Source organism: Magnetococcales bacterium, from assembly GCA_015231175.1.
Taxonomy (GTDB): Bacteria; Pseudomonadota; Magnetococcia; order Magnetococcales; family DC0425bin3; genus HA3dbin3.
Genome location: JADGBZ010000065.1, coordinates 1 through 20,437 on the forward strand (window position 1 = coordinate 1; position 20,437 = coordinate 20,437).

The window sequence follows — 20,437 nt, forward strand, 5'->3', positions numbered from 1 at the left end:
GTGTACCGGCTGAAGAAAGCGCGCCATGGCCCACCGGATATGCCGATAGCGGGCGTTGCCAGGGTTGGCGCGGGCGGCCAACCCTTTGGTGGGGCGCTTTCGCTCGGTGTTTCGCGGTCGGGGCATGGAGTTTGAGGAGACGCGACCCTATCAGCCCGGCGACGACATACGCAACATGGACTGGAAAGTGACCGCCCGCACCGGTGAGCCCCACTCCAAGGTGTTCCGGGAAGAGCGGGAACGACCGGTTATCCTGGTGGTGGATCTCAATCCTCCCATGGCGTTTGGCACGCGGGTGGCTTTCAAATCGGTGGTGGCGGCACAACTGGCAGGGTTGTTGGGATGGGTTGCCGCATTGGCCGGCGATCGCATCGGTGGCGTGGTGCTGGCTGCGGATGGATTGGTTCTGTGCCGCCCGGCAGGAGGCGAACGCGGGTTGCTGCCCCTGTTGCGTGCCCTGGCGGCCCGGCAACCCCTCCCCGGGGATGCACGGCCCGGCGCCTCCCTGGCGGATGGATTGGCACGCCTGCGCCGGGTGGCGCGACCCGGTACCTTGATTTTCATCCTGAGTGATTTTACCGCCCTGGATGCAGCGGCGGGACGATTGCTGGGGTTGCTGGCGCCCCACAACACCCTGATGGGGGTGATGCTCTACGATGCCCTGGAGATGGCATTGCCTGCGGAGGGTATGTTCTCCTTTACCGATGGTCGGCGCGTGTTGCAGTTGGCAACGGGGACAACAAAAATACGGGATCGACATCAACAACGCTTCCACGAGCGGCAGGAGGCGGTCACGGCCCTCTTTGGTCGGCATGCGGCCCCCTTGCTGACCCTGGCCACCCACCAACCCGCCACGGAATTTCTCCGGCGAGAGATGCACCCCCTCCTGCTGCGGCGGGGAAAACGATGAATGAATCCGACCCTCTGGCCGGGTTGCAGGGTCTGCACACCCCGCCCCCGATCCCGCTCTGGCCGCCAGCGCCAGGGTGGTGGTTGCTGCTGGGATTGCTCCTTTTGACCGGCGTTGCGACCTGGGGTTGGTTGGCGTGGCAACGCAAAAAACGCCAGGATCCCCAACGTGCGGCCCTGGTTGAACTGGCTGCCATTGAGGCCCAGTTCCGCAACAATGGCGATGCAACAGCCTTGGCGGTCGGGATATCAGCCTTGCTGAAACGCTGCGCCATGATCCGCCACGCCCGCCAGGAGGTGGCCTCCCTGAGCGGAGAAAGTTGGTTGCAATTTTTGGATACGACCGGTCATTGTACCGCTTTCACCCGTGGGGCCGGACGTGTTTTGGCCACTGCCCCCTACCAACCGGGCGTGGCCGTCGACCCCGAACCCCTGCTGGCCGCGGCCAGGGCATGGGTTCAACAAGCCGGAGGCCGCATGGGAGTCTAGGGAATGGAGAGTGGCCTGCATCTCCAATGGCCATGGATGGGGGTGTTCCTGCCCTTGCCATGGCTGGTGTATCGCCTGATGCCGCCAGGAAAGATTGCTGGCGGTGGCGCCCTGTTGGTTCCCTTTTTTCAGGAGTTGCTGCGTGGAGAGGGGTCAACCACGGCGCAGCGCTCCCGACCCGCCAAAATCTGGCTGTGGTGGGGAGGGGTGATCTGGCTCCTGCTGGTGGGCGGGGCCGTGCGCCCGCAATGGCTGGAAAAACCGGTACTGCAACCCTCCACAGGCCGGGATCTGCTCATGGTGGTGGACCTCTCCGAGAGTATGTTGATCAAGGATTTTTCCTGGCAAGATCGCCAGATCAATCGGTTGCAGGCGATCAAGGTGGTGGCGGGATCGTTCATCCGCCGTCGCACCGGTGACCGGTTGGGGCTCATCCTGTTTGCCGACCATGCCTATCTCCAGACACCGTTGACCTTCGACCTGGAGACCGTGGCCACCATGCTCCGCGAGGCGGAGGTGGGCCTGGCCGGAAAAATGACAGCCATCGGTGAAGGGATCGGCCTTGCCGTGCGCCGGCTGCGCGAACGTCCCCAGCAAGGACGCGCCGTGGTCCTCCTGACCGATGGCGCCAACACAGCGGGAGCCGTGGATCCCCGCAAGGCGGCACAACTGGCGGCACAGGAGGGGGTGCGCATCTATCCCATTGGGGTGGGTTCGACAAAGCCCTTGGCCATGGAGACCATCTTTGGCACGCAAATGGTCAACCCGTCGGAAGATTTGGACGAACCTACCCTGAAAGAGGTGGCCCGTCTCACCGGCGGACGCTATTTTCGGGCCTCGGATACCGAAACCATGGAGGAGATCTACCAGGAACTCGACCGCATCGAGCCCACCCTCTCCAAACCGGAACAGTACATGGTGCGCACAGAGTTGCACCCCTGGTTTCTGGGGCCAGCCTTGGTGATGAGCATGCTGTTGGCGCTTCTGGCACTGCAAAGGAGGGCGGGCCGTGGCTGACCACAGGGAGGTTGCGGAATGACCATGCATCTGTTGCGTCCCCTCTGGTTGTGGAGCATCGTCCCGCTTGTTGTCATTTTGTGGCAGCTCTGGCGGTACACCCAAAGTGAACAGGCATGGCGCAAGGTGTGCGATCCGCACTTGTTGCCCCATTTGCTGCGCAGCAACGGGGAACGACAAGATCGGACATGGTATTGGCTGCTGGCCCTGGGCATGTCGGGCATCATGCTGGTTTTGGCCGGCCCTACCTGGTCGCGGGCGCCCGTTCCCCTGTTTCGACCCCAGGCGGCCCTGGTGGTGGTCCTGGATCTTTCCCGTTCGATGCTGGCCACGGACCTGCTCCCTTCACGGCTGGAACGGGCCAAACAAAAACTCCACAACCTCCTGCAACGCCTGGGGCCAGGACAAACCGGCCTGGTGGTCTTTGCCGGCGATGCCTTCATCGCCGCGCCCCTGACCGATGATGCCAACACCATTCTGGCCCTGTTGGGCTCTCTGGAACCCGACTTGATGCCCATCCAGGGCAGCCTGCCCCACCGGGGGTTGGAGATGGCCGGCAAGGTGCTGGAAAGGACCGTCGTCAACAAAGGCGCCGTGCTGCTGGTAACGGATGGCGACGCTGCTCCGACCAGCACCCTGGAAGCAGCCCGTCAACTGGTCGAGAAAGGGTATCGGCTCTCTGTCATGGGGGTGGGGACAACCACCGGAGGACCGATCTCCGATCCCACAGGTGGATTCATCCAGGATCCCCAGGGACGACCCGTTTTGGCCCCCCTGGTCAGCGATGCGTTGATCGCTCTGGCCGGAATTGGCCATGGCGTCTTTACCGCGCTGACGCCGGATGACCGTGACCTGGAGACCCTCGCGGCCAGTCTGATGCATGGCGGCACTTTGGGTCCAGCCCACTTGTCCCAGGCCACAACCGAGGTCTGGGATGAAAAATCCCCCTGGCTGCTGCTCCTGCTTTTGCCCGTGGCCGCCATGGCTTTTCGTCGGGGATGGTTGTTGGGGTTGAGTTGCATGGTGTGCATGATGACGGCACCTCCAGCCCTCGCCCTCTCCTGGGATGATCTGTGGCTGCGACCTGACCAGCAGGCCAAAAAAGCCCTGGAGGCGGGGGATGCGGCCCGAGCGGCACAATTGTTCCAGGATTCGGGCTGGCGCGGCATGGCACAAAGTCAGGCGGGTCAGGAGGCCCTGGCGTCGGACTCCTTTGCCCAGTGGGGTGGCGCCGATGGTCTGTACAATCGCGGCAACATGCTCGCACACCAAAGAAAACTCCAGGAAGCGATCCAGGCCTACGATCAGGCATTGACCCTCAAACCCGACATGGCGGATGCCAAAGCCAACCGGCAGCTTGTCGAAAAATTGTTGCAGAAAGAGCAGCAACAGCAACAGCAACAAAATAATTCATCCACATCCAACGCGCAAAACGGTCAGGAAGAGAAAAAGGGGGCAGAAGAACAGAGTCCGGCGGAAAAACCGGCGGCAAACACTCCCGCCGAGGAAAAATCGAACCCTGCAACAAGCCATTCCGCAAGCCCGCCAGTCGGGAAGGATCCGAATCAGGCGAAACACTCACCTGCCGCGCCAAACAGTCAGGAAGAGAATCCGAATCAGACGAAACACTCACCTGCCGCGCCAAACAGTCAGGAAGAGAATCCGAATCAGACGAAACACTCACCTGCCGCGCCAAACAGTCAGGAAGAGAATCCGAATCAGGCGAAACATTCACCTGCCGCGCCAAACAGTCAGGAAGAGAAAAAGGAGGCAGAACAACAGAGTCCGGCGGGAAAACAGGCGGCAAACACTTCCGCCGATGAAAAATCGACCCCTGCAACAAGCGATTCAGCAAGCCCGCCAGCCGGGAAAGAACCGGACCGGACACCAAACTCGCCTGCCGCACAGACGCCAGCCGGGCAGGAGGCTGCCAGGGTGGCCGAGGCCTCACCCCTGGATGCGGAAAACCGCCAGGCCATGGAGCAATGGTTGCAACGGATTCCCGATGACCCCGGGGGGTTATTGCGGCGAAAATTTCTTTTGGAACAACGGCGGCGTGGCCGCCCGGCAGAGGTGACATCGCCATGGTGACGCTCCGAAACCGACTCTCTTTCGTGGTGCTGTTGTTGCTGGCCGTGTCGTATCCGGGGACAGCTCTGGCGGCAGGCGTTTCAGCACGGGTGGACCAATCGGTTCTCGCTGCCGGGGACTCCCTGCGCCTGACCCTCACCCTCTCCGGCGACCAGGGCAGAATGCCCCAACCCGATTTGACCCCTTTGCAGAAGGATTTCCAAGTCCTGGGCAGCGAATCCGAGAGAAATCTAAGGATTATCAACGGACATCGGGAATCGACGACTGGTTTGTCCATCACCCTGATGCCACTGAGAACCGGCAAATTGACCATACCCTCGCTGGAGGTGGCCGGCATGAAAACCACGCCGATTGCCATCGAAGTCCTCCCGGCTGGCTCCCCGACCCAGGGTGGGTCGAGCGGGCCAAATGGCGGCAACAGCGTCGGCGACAACGCCCCTTCGGGCGCCTATTTTCTGACAGCAGAGGTCGACACTAAAACACCCTACGTCCAGGGACAGGTGATCTTGAAGGTACGTTTTTATCGGGCCATCCAGTTCACTCAAGGGGAAATTGCCGATCCCGTCATCGAGGATGCCCTCGTCGAACGCCTGGGGGAGGATCGCCCCTTCACCACCGATATCAAAGGCCGCACCTACGAGGTTTTGGAGCGAAACTATGCCATTTTTCCACAAAAAAGTGGGCCGATAACCCTGCCCGGGCTGCTCTTCCAGGGACAGGCGCGGATCGCCCGGCAAAGGGGGCGTGCTCCCCAGACGTTCAGTCCTTTTGCCAACGATCCGTTTTTCCAAAACTTTTTAGGTCATGACCCTTTTGCCAACCTGCTGGAACCCACGCGACCCGTCAGGTTACACAGTGACCCCATCCTCCTGGAGGTTCGACCTCGACCGACGACGTTTACCGGCCCCTGGTGGTTGCCAGCGGCGCAGGTCACCCTGTCCGATCAAGGTTTGAGCGACCCGGTACACCTCAAGGTGGGGGATCCCCTGACACGTACCGTAGGGCTGTTTGCCAAGGGTCTGGCTGCGACGCAGTTGCCGGAAATTCCCAAACCACATCTGGACGGGATCAACATTTATCCCGACCAACCCGTGATCCAATCCCAGGTCAAAGGAAAGTGGATTTTGGGGGAGCGGGAGGAGAAATGGGCCATCGTACCCTCCCAGCCGGGAACCTACACCCTGCCGGCCATCGAAATCCCCTGGTGGGACATCACCGAAGATCGTGCCAAGGTTGCCAAACTCCCGGCACGGACCATCACGGTGCTGCCTGCTGCGGGCACGACACCTCCGCCGGTGGCTGGCGCCCCCTCCCCTGCCTCCGTTTTGCCCCGGTCAACAAACCCGCAGGTTGGCACTCCTCCCCATACCCCCGTTCCTACACCATCCGCATCCACCACTCCGACGCCCCCCGCGCTCCCGGCCATCACCACCTCACCCCCCCCTGAAATGGAGTCCATCCATGACATGTTGAGGGGTCACCACTGGCCATGGGTTTCCGCCGGATTGCTGCTGCTCTGGTTGACGACACTGGGGTTGTGGTGGCGACAGCGTTCCCGCATGCCACCAACAAAGACACGGCCCCTCCCCCTGTCATCCCAGGCACCCACTTCCCAACCCGACCCCGGGTTGGTGCAAACCGCCTGTGCAACCTGTGACCCCCACCAGATCGCCGAAGCCTTGCTGCATTGGGGCGCCCAGGTTTGGCCCCATGCCCCACCCCGAACTCTGGGGGCATTGGGAGCACGCCTGGATCCAACTTTGGCTCCACCCATTCTGGAACGTCTGGAACGAGGACTTTATGCCCCCCATACACCCTGGGATGGAACCGATTTTTGGCCTGTGTTGCAACCCTTGCTGATCCGGCCCCAGATCCGGCTGGAAAAAAACCAGCCGGAGGCGCTGCCATCCCTGAATCCGACATACAAAGAAAAAATGTAACTATTCACCACCCTTTCAGGAAAAGCTTGGACATGAAAGCCTTTGTCAGGGCTTCGCCCCGAACCCCACCAGGACTCTGTCTTAGGCCCTGCCAGGGAGCCACCCCCCTGGACCCCGACTCGTTTCAGGAAAGCTGCGTCGCCGCCAGTCTGGCAAACTCCTCCAGGGAGAGTGTCTCACCCCGCCGTTGGCCATCGATCTCCGCCCGGACCAGCCAGGCCGGGACATCGGGGCTCAACCCTTTCAAGGCGTTGTTGAGGGTTTTTCGGCGTTGCCCAAAAGCTGCCCGAACCACCTGGTTCAACGCCGCAGGGTGGGATAATGGAACTGCGGGCTGATCACGCAACACCATGTGTACGACTGCGGAGTTGACCTTGGGGGCCGGGAAAAAAGCATCCGGTGGCACTTCGAGAACGACTCGAACATCGGACCACATCTGACAATAGATCGAGAGCGTGCCATAATCCTTGTGACCAGGGGACGCAGCAAGCCGCTGGGCAACCTCTTTTTGCAACATGAGGGTCAGGGTGTGAAATGCCTGCCGCTGTTCCAGAAAAAGCAGCAGCAGGGGGGAGCTGATTTGATAAGGCAGATTGGCCACCACCCGCAACGGCCCCCCCAGACGATCCGCCAACGCCTGATAATCCTGGTGCAGGGCATCCCCTGCCATGATATGCAATGCGCCCAGACCTCGGGTCTCCTGCTGCAACAGGGGGATCAATCGGACATCGCGTTCAACGCACCAGACCCGCCCCACCTTGTCGAGCAGAGCCCGGGTGAGACTGCCCAAACCGGGGCCAATCTCCACGACACGATCCTGCACACCAACACCCGCCGCATTGACAATGTGCCGTGGCAGATCGGGATCTATGAGAAAGTTTTGCCCCTGGCTATGGCGCGGAGCCAGGCCATGGGCCCGCAAAAGCCTGTGCAGGCGTAAAGCCTCAGGATGCATGGTGGAAGGAACCACCCGATCGCTTGCAATAAAGGCGGCGCTGGCGTACCAGGCGTGCCGCCAGACGCAAAGCCACAACCAGCGAGCCCGGATCGGCAATACCCTGACCCGCTATGTCAAAAGCCGTGCCATGGTCTACGCTGGTCCGGATGATGGGCAACCCCAGGGTGACATTGACAGCCTGCCCGAAAGCCAACATTTTGAGAGGGATCAATGCCTGGTCATGGTACATGCACAGGACGGCGTCGTAGGTACGACGGGCCTGTGGATGAAACAAGGTATCGGCGGGCAGGGGGCCGCGCAGCGTTCCGGGTGGATAACGTGCGGCCAGGGAGGCACAGACCGGGGCAATGACGGCCTGCTCCTCTTGGCCAAAAGCCCCGCCCTCCCCGGCATGGGGATTGAGGCCGGTTACCGCCAACCGGGGGTGCGACAAACCAAAGTCCCTCTGCAAAGCCGTCAAGGTGGTGTCGATGATCCGGGTCAAAAGGGAAGAGTTCAGCGTTGTTGTCACCGACGCCAGGGATTGGTGAATGGTCGCCAGAACCACCCGCAACCCCTTCCCGACCAACATCATGACCGCCTGCTCCGCTCCGGTGCAATGGGCCAACAATTCCGTATGCCCGGGGATATGGTAGCCGGCGGCATGTAAAACCCCCTTGTGGATCGGTGGCGTCACCACCCCAGCCACCCGCCCGGCAACGGCCAGACGACAGGCGGTCTCGATGCTCTCCACCACCGCCGCCGCATGGCGCGTATCCGGCACACCAAACCGCAGATGCTCCAAAGGAACAGTCGCCGCCGTCGCCAACCAACCCGGAAGATGGCGCGGCAAGACGCTGGCCTCCTCAGGCGAGCCGACCGGCTGACCGATACAGGGAAGCCCCAGGCGCTGGGCGCTCCAGGCCAAAACCCGATGATCGCCCACAAACAGCCAGCGCGGCCCACGCTGACGCTGCTGTGCCTGGGCAGCAAAGGCCTTCAGGACAATCTCCGGCCCGACACCGGCGGGATCACCCATCGTGACAGCCAACATGTCAGGTTCGCTCAACGTATTTCCACGTAGGCCCGCAAGCGCAAATCCCGCTGCCACTGCTTATAAAGATCCTGGGTCTTGCTCTCCCGCAGACGGTTTTCCAATTCCGTCCGATTGCCCGCAAAGTCGTCACCGGAAACTTGCCTGCTCTCTTCGAGCAAAATCAGGTGCCAACCATACTTGGTGCGCACGGGAGCACTGATGCCTCCTTTGGCCAGGGCAAAGGCGGCTTTTTCAAACTCCGGCACCATCATTCCACGCCCGAACCAACCCAGATCACCCCCATCCGCAGCCGAGGGATCCTGGGAGCGTGAGCGGGCCAGTTCCTTGAAATCCCCACCACCCTCCAGCAACTTGCGTATGGAAAGGGTATCATCCCGAACTTTGTTCACCTCCTCTGGTGTGGGGTTCTCAGGCAACTTCAGCAGAATGTGCCGGGCATGGATCTCCTCCTTGGGGCCACTCTTGTGCCGTATGGAGGCACTTTTTCTCTCCAGAACCTGGAAGATATGCAACCCCTGCGTCGTCTGCAAAGGTCCGGCAACAGACCCGGCAGAAAGCGGGAAGAGCACCTTTTCCAACTCAGGAACCATCTCACCTCGCTTGAACCACCCCATATCCCCCCCCTTCAGGCCGGTGGCATCGTCGGAGTATTGGCTGGCCAGGGGGGCGAGAGATTCGCCCGTTCGCAAGCGGCGGACAATACCATCCGCCAGTTGGCGCAACTTTTCGATCCGGTCGGCAGGCATTTTTTCATCCATGGCCAGGAGGATATGCCCCAAATGGATCTGTTCCGGTCCATCGCCGGCACTCAAGGTCCGTTGCAGATCCCTGATCTCGTCCTCGGTCACGGTGACCAGCGGACGGATCACCTGACCAATCAAATGGGATTGCAACAATTCCTGGCGCAAATCCTCCCTGAAATCTTCTTGGGTCATATTTTGCCGACGCAACTCCTGGAGGAAGTCCTTCAACTCCATCTTGTTGTTTTTTGCCACCTGCACCATGGCCTGATCGATATCCTTGTCGGCGACCTGGATATTGAGCGCCCTGGCCTTGCGTTCGCGCAATTTGCGGGCGATCAACTCCTCCAGCGCACGCCGCCGGACCTGGGATTCATCGCGCAGCTCACCACTGTGTGCCAGGCGCCGAATGATGGGTTCAGCCACCCGGTTGACATCACTGGCTGTGATGATATCCCCTTCCACAACGGCAACGATGCGATCCAGTTGCCCAGCCTGGGCTGAAGAGAAAATTTCCAACCCCAACAAAAAGGCAAACACCACAAACATCATCTTGGCAACGAATCGTCGCACCACCACGCTCTCTCCATCGTTGTTGGTCACGGTCGGGCCGGGCACCAGGAGATTATCCTGACTGAACACGGGATCGAACTCAATTAAAGCCATAGCCACCGAGACCCTTGAAATTGATCTGAAATCCAGCAAAACTACCACCATGGTCAACCGTACTCGACGCCAATCTGCGTCCGGCGATCCATTCGAACGACCAGCAATCATGCTCGTAAATCAGGCCCGAACGCCAGTTTTTGACACTGTTTTGTTCCAATGAGTAGTTGATTTTTTGCGACCAGCGCCACATCTCCAGCAGACCAAAATTGGCGGACAACGTTGCATCCTTGATGGTTTCGGCTGTCTCTGGGCGGTTCAGGTTGAAACCCACGCCGTATTGATCCTTGCGAAGCGTGGCGTAGGACAACTCGCTGTTGGCCGAGACCAGAGTTCCCCCATAGGGATCGAAACGGGATCCCATCCGCATGGACCATCGATCCGTCAAAAACAGATTGAGGGAGGTCACCAGATCCGAGAAGGGATGTTCTCTTTGGTAATCCCTCTGGCCGGAAGGGGCCCAGCGCTGACCGACGGTCAAGCTTGCCACCTCGCGTATCATACCATGGTCAACTTGCCGCCCCATCAGACGGTTGGTCACGCCATAGGTCAACCAGTGCCCTCCGCTGATACGGTCGATCCCTGGATAGAGGTTGGTGGCAAAAAGGTTTGAGGTGGAAAACTCGCGCAGCACCGGGTTGTTATGGGTGACATTGGCCTGCGAATCGTAGTTGGGTACACCACTCTGACCATTCACGGCATTGACGGTATATTGCACACTCGGCTCCACGACATGTTTCAAGGCCGCGAACAAAGTGTCGGCGTGTTCGTTCCGGGTGTAGGTGCGTTGCAAGCGGCTGTCCAGGCGCACATTGGCCAGAGAGGCCTCCCGATGCGAGGAACCATCACCATGGCCACCAGCCTGAAGCGGATCGCCACTGACTTGATAAAGGCTCTCCCGGACACCGATTTGCGACCGCAACCGCCCCATGGGGAGTGAACGGGTATAATCCAGAGTCGGCGCCAGATCCACACGGTTGGTCAGGTCACCGGTCAGTTGGTAAAAATTATCCAGCCGAACCATGCTTCCCATGCGCCAGCCCGGCCCCAGCGGAACCAAGGGCCGATCATCCACCCATTTGGCAAAGGGGAGTTGCTGGACAGTTTGCCGGTCATTGGGGGTTTGCAGATCCTGGAACCAGCGCACGCCGGTTTCAAAACCGGTGTAGGCACGATCACGCGACCAAAGGCGGTTCGCAAGGGAGAACGAATCCAGGTGACGATGGCTGTTTTCTACCAACTTCTGCTCAAAATCGTTGATAAAATGCCGCGAGCGCGTTTGTTCCACCCGAGTCTTGATGAGCCAGTCTTGATCAGGCCGGCGCTGGTCATCAATAGCCAAAAGACCGCGAAATTCATTCAATTGGGTATCGTAGATGCCGTGTGTCTCAAACTCGCCGCGATACCCGGCCCCCAGGTAACGATACTGCACCTTGCCCATCGTGCCACGCCGTGTGGTGGGGTGGAGGGTCAAGGTGGCATCCTGATCGGGGGCAATATTCAGGTAATAGGGGATATCCACTTCAAAACCGTTGGCCGAACTGATTCGCGGTGTCGGCGTCAAAAAACCTGACTGGCGGACATTCCGTAACGGATGACGCCACCATGGAACATAGGCCAGCGGGAGACCGTGCAAAAACAAGGTCACATTCTCAGCCTTGGCCTCATTCTCCTGCCGATTGACCTGGATCCGATCAGACTTCAAATACCAGGGAGGATTCTCACAGTTGCAGTTGGTGAATTTGGCGCCATGCAGGGTCAGCGTATTCCGGTCGTGCAAAACAACCTTTTCTGCCGTGGCGCGCCCACCCGACCTGGACATGGCAATCCGGGCATGATCAAGGGAGCCACGGTCATCGCTTCCCTCCAGGTGTAAACGGGATCCGTAAAACCACTCCCCATTCCGGCACATACGCACAACCCCGTCGGCATCGATGGCCCGGGTTTGCACGTTGTACGATATATCATTTGTTTCCAACAAAAAATTCGCATCACTCCTGACCCGGACGCGCCCCTTGGCCGTGACCAGGCCCCGCTCCTGGAGCTGCTCCAAATGATCAGCCTCGATTTCCATCGGAAGAGGTTCCCCTCCCCAGCCAGAACGCGGCGCCCCCACCACCACCGCCAGCAGGAAGCAAAGGCCCAGAACCCCACGCCACCCTCCTGCTGCCGGGGTGCAACTGTTCTCCACCCGGCAACGAATCGGGGTCCAGGGGGCTGGCTCCCTGGCAGGTCCAGGACAGAGTCCTGGTGGGGTTCGGGGCAAAGCCCTGACAAAGGCCTTCATATCTCATTTTTTCTTGAAAGGGTGGAGAACAGTTACCACGGGGTCACCTGCCGGCAACGGGTCATGAACGTGTCAGCGTATTCTGTCCGCTCCCGGAAATTTCAATTTTATGTTGGGAAAGAATTTCCTGCATAACCAGGAGCCCATACCGTGAAGTATCCGTATGGATGGCCAACGTCATTTCATTTCCCTTGATCCGCACCACACGACAGGGAAATCCTTCCTCACCCGGCAAATTCAAAAAGCGGAAGGAGCCTTCCATACCTTCCTTGATTTTTTCATCAGCACGATGCAGCGTCATCCTGACACCCGTGATACTGACATCCGCCGTCATGCCACGATGGACACCACCCTGTTGGGTTTCAAACTCCGACTCAACCTTCAGCAGCGATCTTTCCGTCTCCCGGCGCGATCCGACACTCTCCGCATGGCTCCGGAAGGGTAGAGCCCCCTCCTGAGCCTCCCTGACAAGACCCGAGCCTCTCTCTCTGCTTTGAGCCCGAGAGACCATGTAACCTGACTGACGCCCCTGCGTAGTGACAGCCGGCCTCTCTTTGGGCGTACCACCTCTGTGGGTCCGGACGGCAACGGCCCAACTCTCTTTTCCACTGTTGCGGATACTCTCTTTTTCAGGAAAAATGTCGTCCATGATCCCAACAGCCACGGGTATTTCATTGCGTGCATCCATGGGCAATCCATCATCCACGCCGGATGGAGCAAAAAGTTGATATGTCGGTTCAGTATTTGGTTTGTCAACAACTTTGTTGACGGGTGGCGTGCCGGAACCTGATCGTACCACGGGATGGCTTAAGGCAACCTTGGCCTCCAACAGTTGGTCTCGGAGTTGTTCGGATTGAATCCGCAGCTTGTTGAGTTGGGCAATCACATCCTCGCCCTGTTCGATAATGTCCATGTTTTTGGACTCTTGTGCAGATGCGAGAATCACCTTCGTTTCATCCGCAATTTGTTGATACACTTTGTCACCGCCGACCAGCTTCCAACTCTGATAGTCCACGTCCCCACTGACCAGACCCATCTTGACTTCCGCCAACAACCGGTTGACATCCGCACAAATTTCATCTATCTCCCGAAGATATTGATCCTTCCTCGCATCCTTGGCGGCAACCTCACTGACACGCCGTAGTGCGTCTTCAATTTGGAATTCGATAGCCTTGAACTGCTCCAACAATGAAAAATTATGTGGACTCTCATAATACAACATGGACCCAAGGCTTGCATTCCGGCTATACAGTTGCATTTCGTCTGCAACATCATTTGCATCCTTACCGAGACCACGAATCATCCTTGCTTCATCTTCGATATCACACAAAATGTTCTCGTAATGACAGATAGACAGTTTCCATGACTTTGCCCAACCCCTGTCAAATTTGTCGAGATTTCTTATAACATCCTTGACTTTTTCAGTTCTCAATGAGGTTATTTTAGATAAAATGTACTCAAAATTCAATTCTTTCTTCTCTGTCGACATCACCCTCGATCTCTCAATGCGCCCCTGGCTTGAGGCACAAAATTCATAAAGCCACTTTTTGCGAGACCATGGAAAAACTTTTTCATCCTTGACAAATGAAACACAAAATAACCAGTAATAAGCCCACCATGCTGGACAAAATAAATAGTAAATAAAAAATGACACCATCTTTTTCTGTATCCACGGTAAAAAGCCATCATCTTCATGTTCAACCGGACACCCTTCGATTGTTTTCGTTTTGACACAGTGCCAGGCTTGAACAAATCCTGCGGCGCCGCATGATGGACAAATACCTTTACCCCCTGAGGATGAACGACCCACAGGTACAGGGTGGCTACCTTCCTGGCGTTTGCGTCTGGTTTGAGGGTCCAACTCCTGGTAGGCCATATGGAGGGTCAGCTCAAAGTCCTTTTGTGTTGGAGATTTTATATCCTTGGAGCGACCTCCTCGACGCACAAACAGTTCACACAGATGGATATTGCAAGACGCCTTCAGGCTTTTTTCAAATTGTGCCTGCCCCCTTTTCATGCCTTGCGACACTTTGGCTCCCAATTGCAGAAAAGAGAGTTTTCTCAACTCCTTGTCCCAGCGCAAGCCAGGATACAGGACGCCCAAAAACAGGCATTTTTCCCGGGCCACACCTCTCTGAACCCGGTCCAGGGCACGATCCCAGGCTTGCAGGCCATAACAAACCTCCTTGCGCACAGTGGCCCTGAACAAACGTGCCAACCAAATCCTCCACTGCGTTAAACGTCCCGCCTTTCCTCCAGACAGTTCCAGCTCCCCATCCATGCTGTACAGCCACATGAACAAGGCATCCCGCATCAATATTTCCGAAGGTTTCGGCAACCAACTCAGAAGAGCGAACCACACCTCTTTTTTCTCAAAAAACCCTCTAATTTTGTTGATAAATTTTTCATTCCACACCTCAACTTCCTTGATTTTTCCTTCTATGATTTTTTCATCTCTCCTGGCAGTCCTTATCGTAAAACCAACAAAAAGAAGAAGCTCGCCAAGGTCGAGCGAGATTGAAAAGGCAAGAATCGACATCAATATAAGGCTGGCCGCAGCAGAGCCATATTCATCTGCAAGAAAACGATTCAGGGCAGCGATATCTTTATGGGAAGCAACAGGAATAACTCCCTTTTTCAAAGCCGCGATCCCCTCAATGGCCGGCACATCCACGGTCGCTGAAATGTTGTAATCAACCTGTGGCATATTACCATATTTATCCACCTGACGCAGAACTGCTACGTGTTCCCGGATAAGCTTATTAAGTTCGGCAGCCACTTCATCATAAATTTGTTTGTTTTCTTCAAAAGACACGGTAATGTGTTGCACAAGCGTATTGATATCATAATATTCCAACGTCATGAAACGTCGCATATCGGCCACTGAACGTTCACTGGGCCGCATGATCTGGTCAAGTTTATCCAGGTCATCCAGAATTGTCCGGTTCGTCGTTGCAAAATTTTGCAGGTAGCGGGCCATCAACTCGCGAATTTTTTCTTCAATACTTTTATTAAAATTCAATCCGGAGCCGAGCAGAATCGCATTCACGTTGCGTGACGTATCCGTGTTGGCATAGACCTTCGGTAAATCGACCAGACCTTCCGCATAGCCGCCAAACACGACAAAATGCTTGGCCCAATAACGTGGACCCTTGCGTGGATCCTGGCTGGAAGCGATCCCGGAGAGTTCATCTTCCGGCAACTTTTTGAAAGTCTCGATGGCTTGTTGAACGGTCAGCTCCAAGGCCATCTTCAGGCCGTGCAGCGTTTGAGGGTGATCCGGGTTTGCCACACGGGCCTCACCGAGAACCTGCTCGACCCGCCCTTTGATCTCCACCCACTGCTTTTGCAATTCACCTTGTTTGGACACCAACGAAACGATCCCGTCATAGTTGGTGTATATGGAGAAAAACGTCAGTATGGTGGCCAGAATGATCCAACGCGGATTGACGCCCAGCGCATATCCCAGGCCCCGCCAGAATTGACCCTTCTCGGCCAACCCCTGAAACAGGCGCCCTTTGAAATCCAGGATGGCCAGGGAGAGAGAGAACCCGACCGCCAATCCGGCGATATATCGAGGCGTCTCCCCCGCGATACCAACAAAGAGATCGCCGAAAAATTTCTGGAAGAACGGCAGTTGCAAAAGTTCGTTGACCCCACGAAACGTGGTCACCGTCGACAGAGCAAAGAGCAGAACGGAGATGAACGGTTTCAGGCCGATGACGATCGTGCGCAAGGTGGCGGTGATCTTTCGCCCGATATTTCTGAAGGATTTGGATCTCTTTCCCGTTGCACGCCATATCTCCAGGATGGGAACGACGTTGCGCATGTCCATGCGCTGGCGCTCATCCAACGCACCCGCGACGGCCTCCCTCATCGCTCCTTGCGCAGCCAGCATGTTCAGCTGAAAAATCATCCGGGTCAACTTGAGGAACGGATTGTCCTCGATACTCTCTTCATCCCCTGTCTTGACAGCCTCCCGGAAGGCTGCAAACCGATCGAGAATGGGGGTCTTGACACCATGAGCCGATGACGAGGCTTCCGTTCCTGTCTGCCGCCTCTCTTCCGCCATGTTTTGGTACAGGACAGAGACGGCCCGCAAGGCCTCGGACCAGAGTTCCTGGGCGTGGAGAAAAAAATCCTGATAGCTCTCCTGGCAGAGAATCTGATCCCTGTTATAAATCGGCAGGAAACAGACCGGGACATTTTGATCCATCTCGGATGAGAAAAGATCCACAACCGTCTGGCCATAGACAGCCAGAGGCCGCAACTCCGGCTTCTCTCTCGTCACATCTTGTTCGGATATATCCAATTGGCCAGAATCCCGAATCAATCAGGCGACATCCGCACCTTGGTCCTGTGTCTCATGCGGTGGATGCGCTGCACCATTCTGTCCATTGTCCTGGGTTGCCGAGATCGTTTCCACTTCATGTGAAAGACCGTAGCTCACCATGTACGGCAACTCCATGGTACCCTCCGGGTGGCGCACCAGAAACACCCCGCGTCGCATATTCTGCTTCCATTTGACACGGTGGCAAACCATGCTCCCTGGTCCAACGGTGAAACGCAGCTTGATCCGCCTTTGAATTTCTCCCCCCACATCCATCCCCCAACGGCGCGAAACGGCCAGAGATGCCTTGTTCTGAACCAATTTCCAAAGTTCGGCTCTGAGTTCTCCATCCGTGCGGCGATCCCGGGCCATCTCCATCTTCACTCTGGCGGTCCGGGTAAATTCGTGCTCACTCACCATGTTGTGGGAGCCTTGCCGATTGTCCAAAGGAATCTCCTCGGTCGCCAGGAGTTGTTGCTCCTCCCCTGCATCCTCGGCGACGATTTCGCACGAAACCGGCGCATCACCATCCCCCCATGACACGCCATGCGTGGAACCCGCAGGCGCGGCCACTTGCCCCGCACGCGGCGCATGCCGACCTTGAAAAACGAGCATGCCCAACCCCAAACCCATGCTGGCACCAAGCCAAATCGGCAGCAAAAAAATCATGGCAGACTCCCCATAAACCACCCTCTTGATCCAACCCTCAACCCGCCGCAGCTTAACCTTCCCACGGTCCTTGACTCAACCTTCGGCCCATTCGACCTTCCGTTTCTCCATCCGGGTGGCGATCACTCCGCCGGGTTCGTCTCTGGAGACAACGCCAGGAGGAAGCGAAATTCCACCCGCCGCAACAGTTCTGGCTTGGCCGCCTTGACACTCGCCGCCTCGACCCGGAACAACCCCTGACCGTGGCTCCCAAGAAGACCAAACAGCCTCTGATTGACCCGAACCATGCTTGAAAATGCAGCAGAAGCCCGTCCAAAAGCCAAATTCATATTTGTTATCCGACGCGCCAGATCCCCCTCATGATTGGATTTCCCAACAATAAAAACCCCCTCAAGCCTGACGGGGCTGACGGAACCAGTGCATGGCAGCAGTATATCACGATCTGCAACAAAACACGGCAAAACCTGGGAGAAGATATCCAAAACCTGCCTGATTTTGTCCTGTTTCCCCTCATCCAATCTTGCAGATCCCAATGAAAATTGGAACAACTCCGGCAGGAAGAGCGTGCCGGCACGCCGATCGGTTTCAAACATCACCCTCTCCGCGCGTAAAAGCGTCTCCAGTCGTTCCAGGAGATCATCGCGCGCCGCATCGATACGATCACTCTCGTCGTTGGCCTTGGCCTTCTCCGACACCCCCCCACCCTGGAGGGATCTCTCCTCCTGCTCCGCGATCCGTGTCTGCTGCGGTTGGACATCCAAAATCGGGCGTTTCTCCGGGGCAACCTTCTCCGCGATCCGTGTCTGCTGCGATTGGACATCCAAAATCAGGCGTTTCTCCGGAGCAACCTTGTCACCTTCGCCACGGACATGCTCTGTTGCGTGGACAGACTCTGCCGGCATCCCCCGCGCACCGATGGCCAAAACCGGGTTGACAACTGCCCCAGGGAAACGACTGCCCCAGACCACCACATTTCCAACCAACAAGAGCAAAACAATGGTGACCAACACACCCACCACAAGTTCAAGCGCCACCGACAAGCGATTCCGTTCCGTGCCTTGCATGGATGTTCCCCTTCATGATCAACTCTGTCGCCAGACCATGCGCTCCAGCAACCGTACACACCCCTTTGCCGGGTCGAGGATAACAGGCCCCCGGCATGACCACCGTACCCCGAAGCACACTCCAGGTGAGCCGGCAAAAAGGGATGGCTCCCCATTTGGCGCTCAGGGCACGAAACACCTCGACAAACCCCTCTGCCATTCAAAGGGCATCAGACCGGGCTGGACCGGCGCCGCTCCTTCGCAGCACGATCTCTTCCTTCACTCCCGGAAAATGGCATCGATCAGCATCCCTCTCCGCTCGATCTCTTTTTTCCATTTCTCGACTTGAGACGCCAACATGTTCTCGACTCCCTCAACGTCTTTCGGGACAGGTTTGATCGGACCTGGACCACCCAACCGCCCCAAACCGGCGACCAACCATTCGAGGAACAACTACTTGACAGGCGGCCCATCAGGATGTTGAGAAAACCATGTCATCAGATCGCAGCCAGCGCGGGAAGAAAAGCGATGGCAGATGGCATCGTGGCCCATCACACCGAATACCACTTCACGGTCGCCCCCCCGCCGGCGGGACCGCGCCGCCGACCAGCGGTCGGTCAGGGGCTGGGCGCAGCGCTTGGGGGGAAGAAGAGACCGGACCCAACCTTCCGTCCCGCCCCTGCAACATGTAGATGTAGTTGACGCCGCCCAGATCGCCGTGATGTTCCCAGACAAGATGCAAGGCCCAGGCGAAGGTTCCCATGCAGGCCACCATGAGCACCACCAGCGGCAACTTCCACCTCTGGCGACAAAAGGGGAAGGTCTGCCTCTCCTGCTGGGCGTGGATCATCGACCGTCCTCACTCCTGGCCAAGTTTTCCAAATGATCCATCTCTTTTTTGACCTCCCTGAACTCAGGTACCGACCCGGGAGGAGAACTGAAATGGACGTTGATATCACCCACATGAGGTATAGTCTCGGACAACTCTTCTGCCACACGCTTTGCCACCTGTTTGGCTTGGCCGACCTCCATGTCTGGATCCACCCCAATGGTGATCGATACGTACAACTCCTGACCGACACGCCGCGTCCGCAGCGACTGCACCAGAACCACACCCTTGATGCTGTTGGTCCGGCGTCGGATGTCCTCTTCGAGACTCTTGGAGCCAGCGGTGTCCATCAGACCATGATAGGCATCCATGAACATCTCACCACCCCATTTCAGCAGATCGACTCCCTCCCCCACAGCCACCAAACTGTCCAGCCATGGCAATCCGAGATAGTGGGAACCCAGAATACCCACCGCCACGGCGCCCGATGAGACAAGATCGGCGTGTTGCCGTTTGTTCAGGGTGCGCACGATCGGGCTTTTGGTCTCGAAGGCCACACAACGGGTGTAGTGCAGGAAAAAAAAGTCAACCAAGACGGAGAGCACAGCCACCCACAGGGCAATCAGGTGCGGCGGACGACTCCCCCCCTCCAACAGGACAGTGACCACATTGTACAACAACCACGCCGTGATCGTGACCATCACCACACTGACGGTCATGGAGAACAGAAACTCGATCTTGCCGTGACCAAAAGGGTGTTTTTCGTCAACAGGTTTCTTGGAGACCCGCAGGCCGACAATGATCAGGGCCGAGGCCACAACACCCTTGGCGGAGTAGAGCGCCCCGGTCACAAGGGCGTGAGAACCCGAGAGAACACCGATGAACAACTTAAGGATCAACAAAACCAGATTGACCAACAACCCAGCCCAGCCAACCATCTCGTTGCAGATGACACACTTTGAATACCGCATGGACCGCCAGTTTCAAGAAAAAACGTTAGAAGGTTTCATGGACACCCTTTTTCCGACTTCCCGTATGCACCAGCAAGGCGAAGACCGCCACACCAAACCCGAGGATGAATGCTCCTGCCAATGCGATGATCAAGGGCATCTCGACCGGCTTGCCAAAGACAAACCGCAATGTGACCACATGCATGTTTTGCGATGAAAAAATCAGCAGAAACAGGGTCACAAGCAGGGTCAGGAGCATCCTGAACACAAAACCTCCCACCACGACCGGCACTGGGCTGGGCCATTCGCCAAAATCTGCAAACAGCGACCGCTCCACTCTTCTTGAGAGTTCGGGGCAAAGCCCTGACAAAGCCCTCCCTATCAAAGCTTATCTTGCAAGGGCCCCAAACAGTTGCGAGGGATCAGCTGCCGATCACGTCACCCACCTGGTTCCAATATTCGGTCGGCAACTCGGTGGCCAAC

17 protein-coding genes are annotated in these 20,437 nt (G+C 57.4%); 6 read left to right on the forward strand and 11 right to left on the reverse strand.

Features of this window, described 5'->3' with window-relative positions; all coding sequences use genetic code 11:
- Positions 1-55: 55 nt before the first annotated feature.
- From HQL63_12335 to HQL63_12355, 5 genes are read left to right on the forward strand one after another with little or no spacing between them, the layout of a single operon-like run.
- A complete protein-coding gene (locus HQL63_12335) occupies positions 56-910 on the forward strand; it encodes a DUF58 domain-containing protein (protein MBF0177616.1) in 855 nt (284 codons plus the stop codon).
- The gene (locus tag HQL63_12340) at positions 907-1,398 is read left to right on the forward strand and encodes a DUF4381 domain-containing protein (protein ID MBF0177617.1); all 492 of its coding nucleotides are present in this window, start codon (positions 907-909) and stop codon (positions 1,396-1,398) included. The genes HQL63_12335 and HQL63_12340 overlap by 4 nt, the downstream gene beginning before the upstream one ends.
- A gap of 3 nt (positions 1,399-1,401) precedes the next feature.
- Positions 1,402-2,415 carry a VWA domain-containing protein gene (locus HQL63_12345; GenBank protein ID MBF0177618.1) on the forward strand — a complete coding sequence of 338 codons (1,014 nt, stop codon included), beginning with the start codon at positions 1,402-1,404 and terminating at the stop codon, positions 2,413-2,415.
- Between the two features lie 18 nt (positions 2,416-2,433).
- Entirely contained in the window at positions 2,434-4,506 is a 2,073-nt protein-coding gene (locus HQL63_12350; GenBank protein MBF0177619.1) for a VWA domain-containing protein, read from the forward strand.
- A complete protein-coding gene (locus tag HQL63_12355; protein MBF0177620.1) occupies positions 4,500-6,446 on the forward strand; it encodes a BatD family protein in 1,947 nt (648 codons plus the stop codon). The genes HQL63_12350 and HQL63_12355 overlap by 7 nt, the downstream gene beginning before the upstream one ends.
- 124 nt (positions 6,447-6,570) lie before the next feature.
- Here HQL63_12355 and rsmA read toward each other — a convergent pair whose 3' ends face one another.
- From rsmA to HQL63_12380, 5 genes are all read right to left on the reverse strand, one after another.
- Positions 6,571-7,401: a ribosomal RNA small subunit methyltransferase A gene (gene rsmA / locus HQL63_12360; protein MBF0177621.1), complete on the reverse strand. Its 831-nt coding sequence runs from the start codon at positions 7,399-7,401 to the stop codon at positions 6,571-6,573.
- Positions 7,391-8,437: a 4-hydroxythreonine-4-phosphate dehydrogenase PdxA gene (gene pdxA, locus HQL63_12365; protein ID MBF0177622.1), complete on the reverse strand. Its 1,047-nt coding sequence runs from the start codon at positions 8,435-8,437 to the stop codon at positions 7,391-7,393. Before pdxA ends, rsmA begins: the two co-directional genes overlap by 11 nt.
- Before the next feature lie 11 nt (positions 8,438-8,448).
- Complete coding sequence (locus HQL63_12370) at positions 8,449-9,846, reverse strand: peptidylprolyl isomerase (GenBank protein MBF0177623.1); 1,398 nt, start codon at positions 9,844-9,846, stop codon at positions 8,449-8,451.
- Positions 9,833-11,920 (reverse strand): LPS-assembly protein LptD, encoded by a 2,088-nt coding sequence (locus HQL63_12375; protein ID MBF0177624.1) that lies wholly within the window; start codon positions 11,918-11,920, stop codon positions 9,833-9,835. Before HQL63_12375 ends, HQL63_12370 begins: the two co-directional genes overlap by 14 nt.
- 274 nt (positions 11,921-12,194) lie before the next feature.
- Entirely contained in the window at positions 12,195-15,632 is a 3,438-nt protein-coding gene (locus HQL63_12380; GenBank protein ID MBF0177625.1) for a PilZ domain-containing protein, read from the reverse strand.
- Between HQL63_12380 and HQL63_12385 the strand changes: the two genes are divergently transcribed.
- Entirely contained in the window at positions 15,615-16,166 is a 552-nt protein-coding gene (locus HQL63_12385) for a hypothetical protein (GenBank protein MBF0177626.1), read from the forward strand. The two genes, HQL63_12380 and HQL63_12385, sit on opposite strands and share 18 nt — an antisense overlap.
- Positions 16,167-16,466: 300 nt before the next feature.
- Here HQL63_12385 and HQL63_12390 read toward each other — a convergent pair whose 3' ends face one another.
- The 6 genes from HQL63_12390 to HQL63_12415 form a co-directional block, all read right to left on the reverse strand.
- Entirely contained in the window at positions 16,467-17,132 is a 666-nt protein-coding gene (locus HQL63_12390; GenBank protein MBF0177627.1) for a hypothetical protein, read from the reverse strand.
- 122 nt (positions 17,133-17,254) lie between these two features.
- Entirely contained in the window at positions 17,255-18,196 is a 942-nt protein-coding gene (locus tag HQL63_12395; GenBank protein MBF0177628.1) for a hypothetical protein, read from the reverse strand.
- A complete protein-coding gene (locus HQL63_12400; GenBank protein MBF0177629.1) occupies positions 18,156-18,395 on the reverse strand; it encodes a hypothetical protein in 240 nt (79 codons plus the stop codon). Before HQL63_12400 ends, HQL63_12395 begins: the two co-directional genes overlap by 41 nt.
- A 348-nt stretch (positions 18,396-18,743) precedes the next feature.
- A complete protein-coding gene (locus HQL63_12405; protein MBF0177630.1) occupies positions 18,744-19,025 on the reverse strand; it encodes a hypothetical protein in 282 nt (93 codons plus the stop codon).
- Positions 19,022-19,975 (reverse strand): magnetosome biogenesis CDF transporter MamM, encoded by a 954-nt coding sequence (mamM, locus tag HQL63_12410; protein MBF0177631.1) that lies wholly within the window; start codon positions 19,973-19,975, stop codon positions 19,022-19,024. The genes HQL63_12405 and mamM overlap by 4 nt, the downstream gene beginning before the upstream one ends.
- A gap of 25 nt (positions 19,976-20,000) precedes the next feature.
- Positions 20,001-20,222 (reverse strand): LapA family protein, encoded by a 222-nt coding sequence (locus HQL63_12415; protein ID MBF0177632.1) that lies wholly within the window; start codon positions 20,220-20,222, stop codon positions 20,001-20,003.
- Positions 20,223-20,437: the final 215 nt, after the last annotated feature.

What these genes read in the sequence shown, in the direction of transcription:
- HQL63_12340 (MBF0177617.1), top strand. Translation starts at nt 907, where the DNA reads ATGAATGAATCCGACCCTCTGGCCGGGTTGCAGGGTCTGCACACCCCG.
- HQL63_12345 (MBF0177618.1), top strand. Translation starts at nt 1,402, where the DNA reads ATGGAGAGTGGCCTGCATCTCCAATGGCCATGGATGGGGGTGTTCCTG.
- HQL63_12350 (MBF0177619.1), top strand. Translation starts at nt 2,434, where the DNA reads ATGACCATGCATCTGTTGCGTCCCCTCTGGTTGTGGAGCATCGTCCCG.
- HQL63_12355 (MBF0177620.1), top strand. Translation starts at nt 4,500, where the DNA reads ATGGTGACGCTCCGAAACCGACTCTCTTTCGTGGTGCTGTTGTTGCTG.
- rsmA (MBF0177621.1), bottom strand. Translation starts at nt 7,401, where the DNA reads ATGCATCCTGAGGCTTTACGCCTGCACAGGCTTTTGCGGGCCCATGGC.
- pdxA (MBF0177622.1), bottom strand. Translation starts at nt 8,437, where the DNA reads ATGTTGGCTGTCACGATGGGTGATCCCGCCGGTGTCGGGCCGGAGATT.
- HQL63_12370 (MBF0177623.1), bottom strand. Translation starts at nt 9,846, where the DNA reads ATGGCTTTAATTGAGTTCGATCCCGTGTTCAGTCAGGATAATCTCCTG.
- HQL63_12375 (MBF0177624.1), bottom strand. Translation starts at nt 11,920, where the DNA reads ATGGAAATCGAGGCTGATCATTTGGAGCAGCTCCAGGAGCGGGGCCTG.
- HQL63_12390 (MBF0177627.1), bottom strand. Translation starts at nt 17,132, where the DNA reads ATGATTTTTTTGCTGCCGATTTGGCTTGGTGCCAGCATGGGTTTGGGG.
- HQL63_12395 (MBF0177628.1), bottom strand. Translation starts at nt 18,196, where the DNA reads ATGCAAGGCACGGAACGGAATCGCTTGTCGGTGGCGCTTGAACTTGTG.
- HQL63_12400 (MBF0177629.1), bottom strand. Translation starts at nt 18,395, where the DNA reads ATGGCAGAGGGGTTTGTCGAGGTGTTTCGTGCCCTGAGCGCCAAATGG.
- HQL63_12405 (MBF0177630.1), bottom strand. Translation starts at nt 19,025, where the DNA reads ATGATCCACGCCCAGCAGGAGAGGCAGACCTTCCCCTTTTGTCGCCAG.
- mamM (MBF0177631.1), bottom strand. Translation starts at nt 19,975, where the DNA reads ATGCGGTATTCAAAGTGTGTCATCTGCAACGAGATGGTTGGCTGGGCT.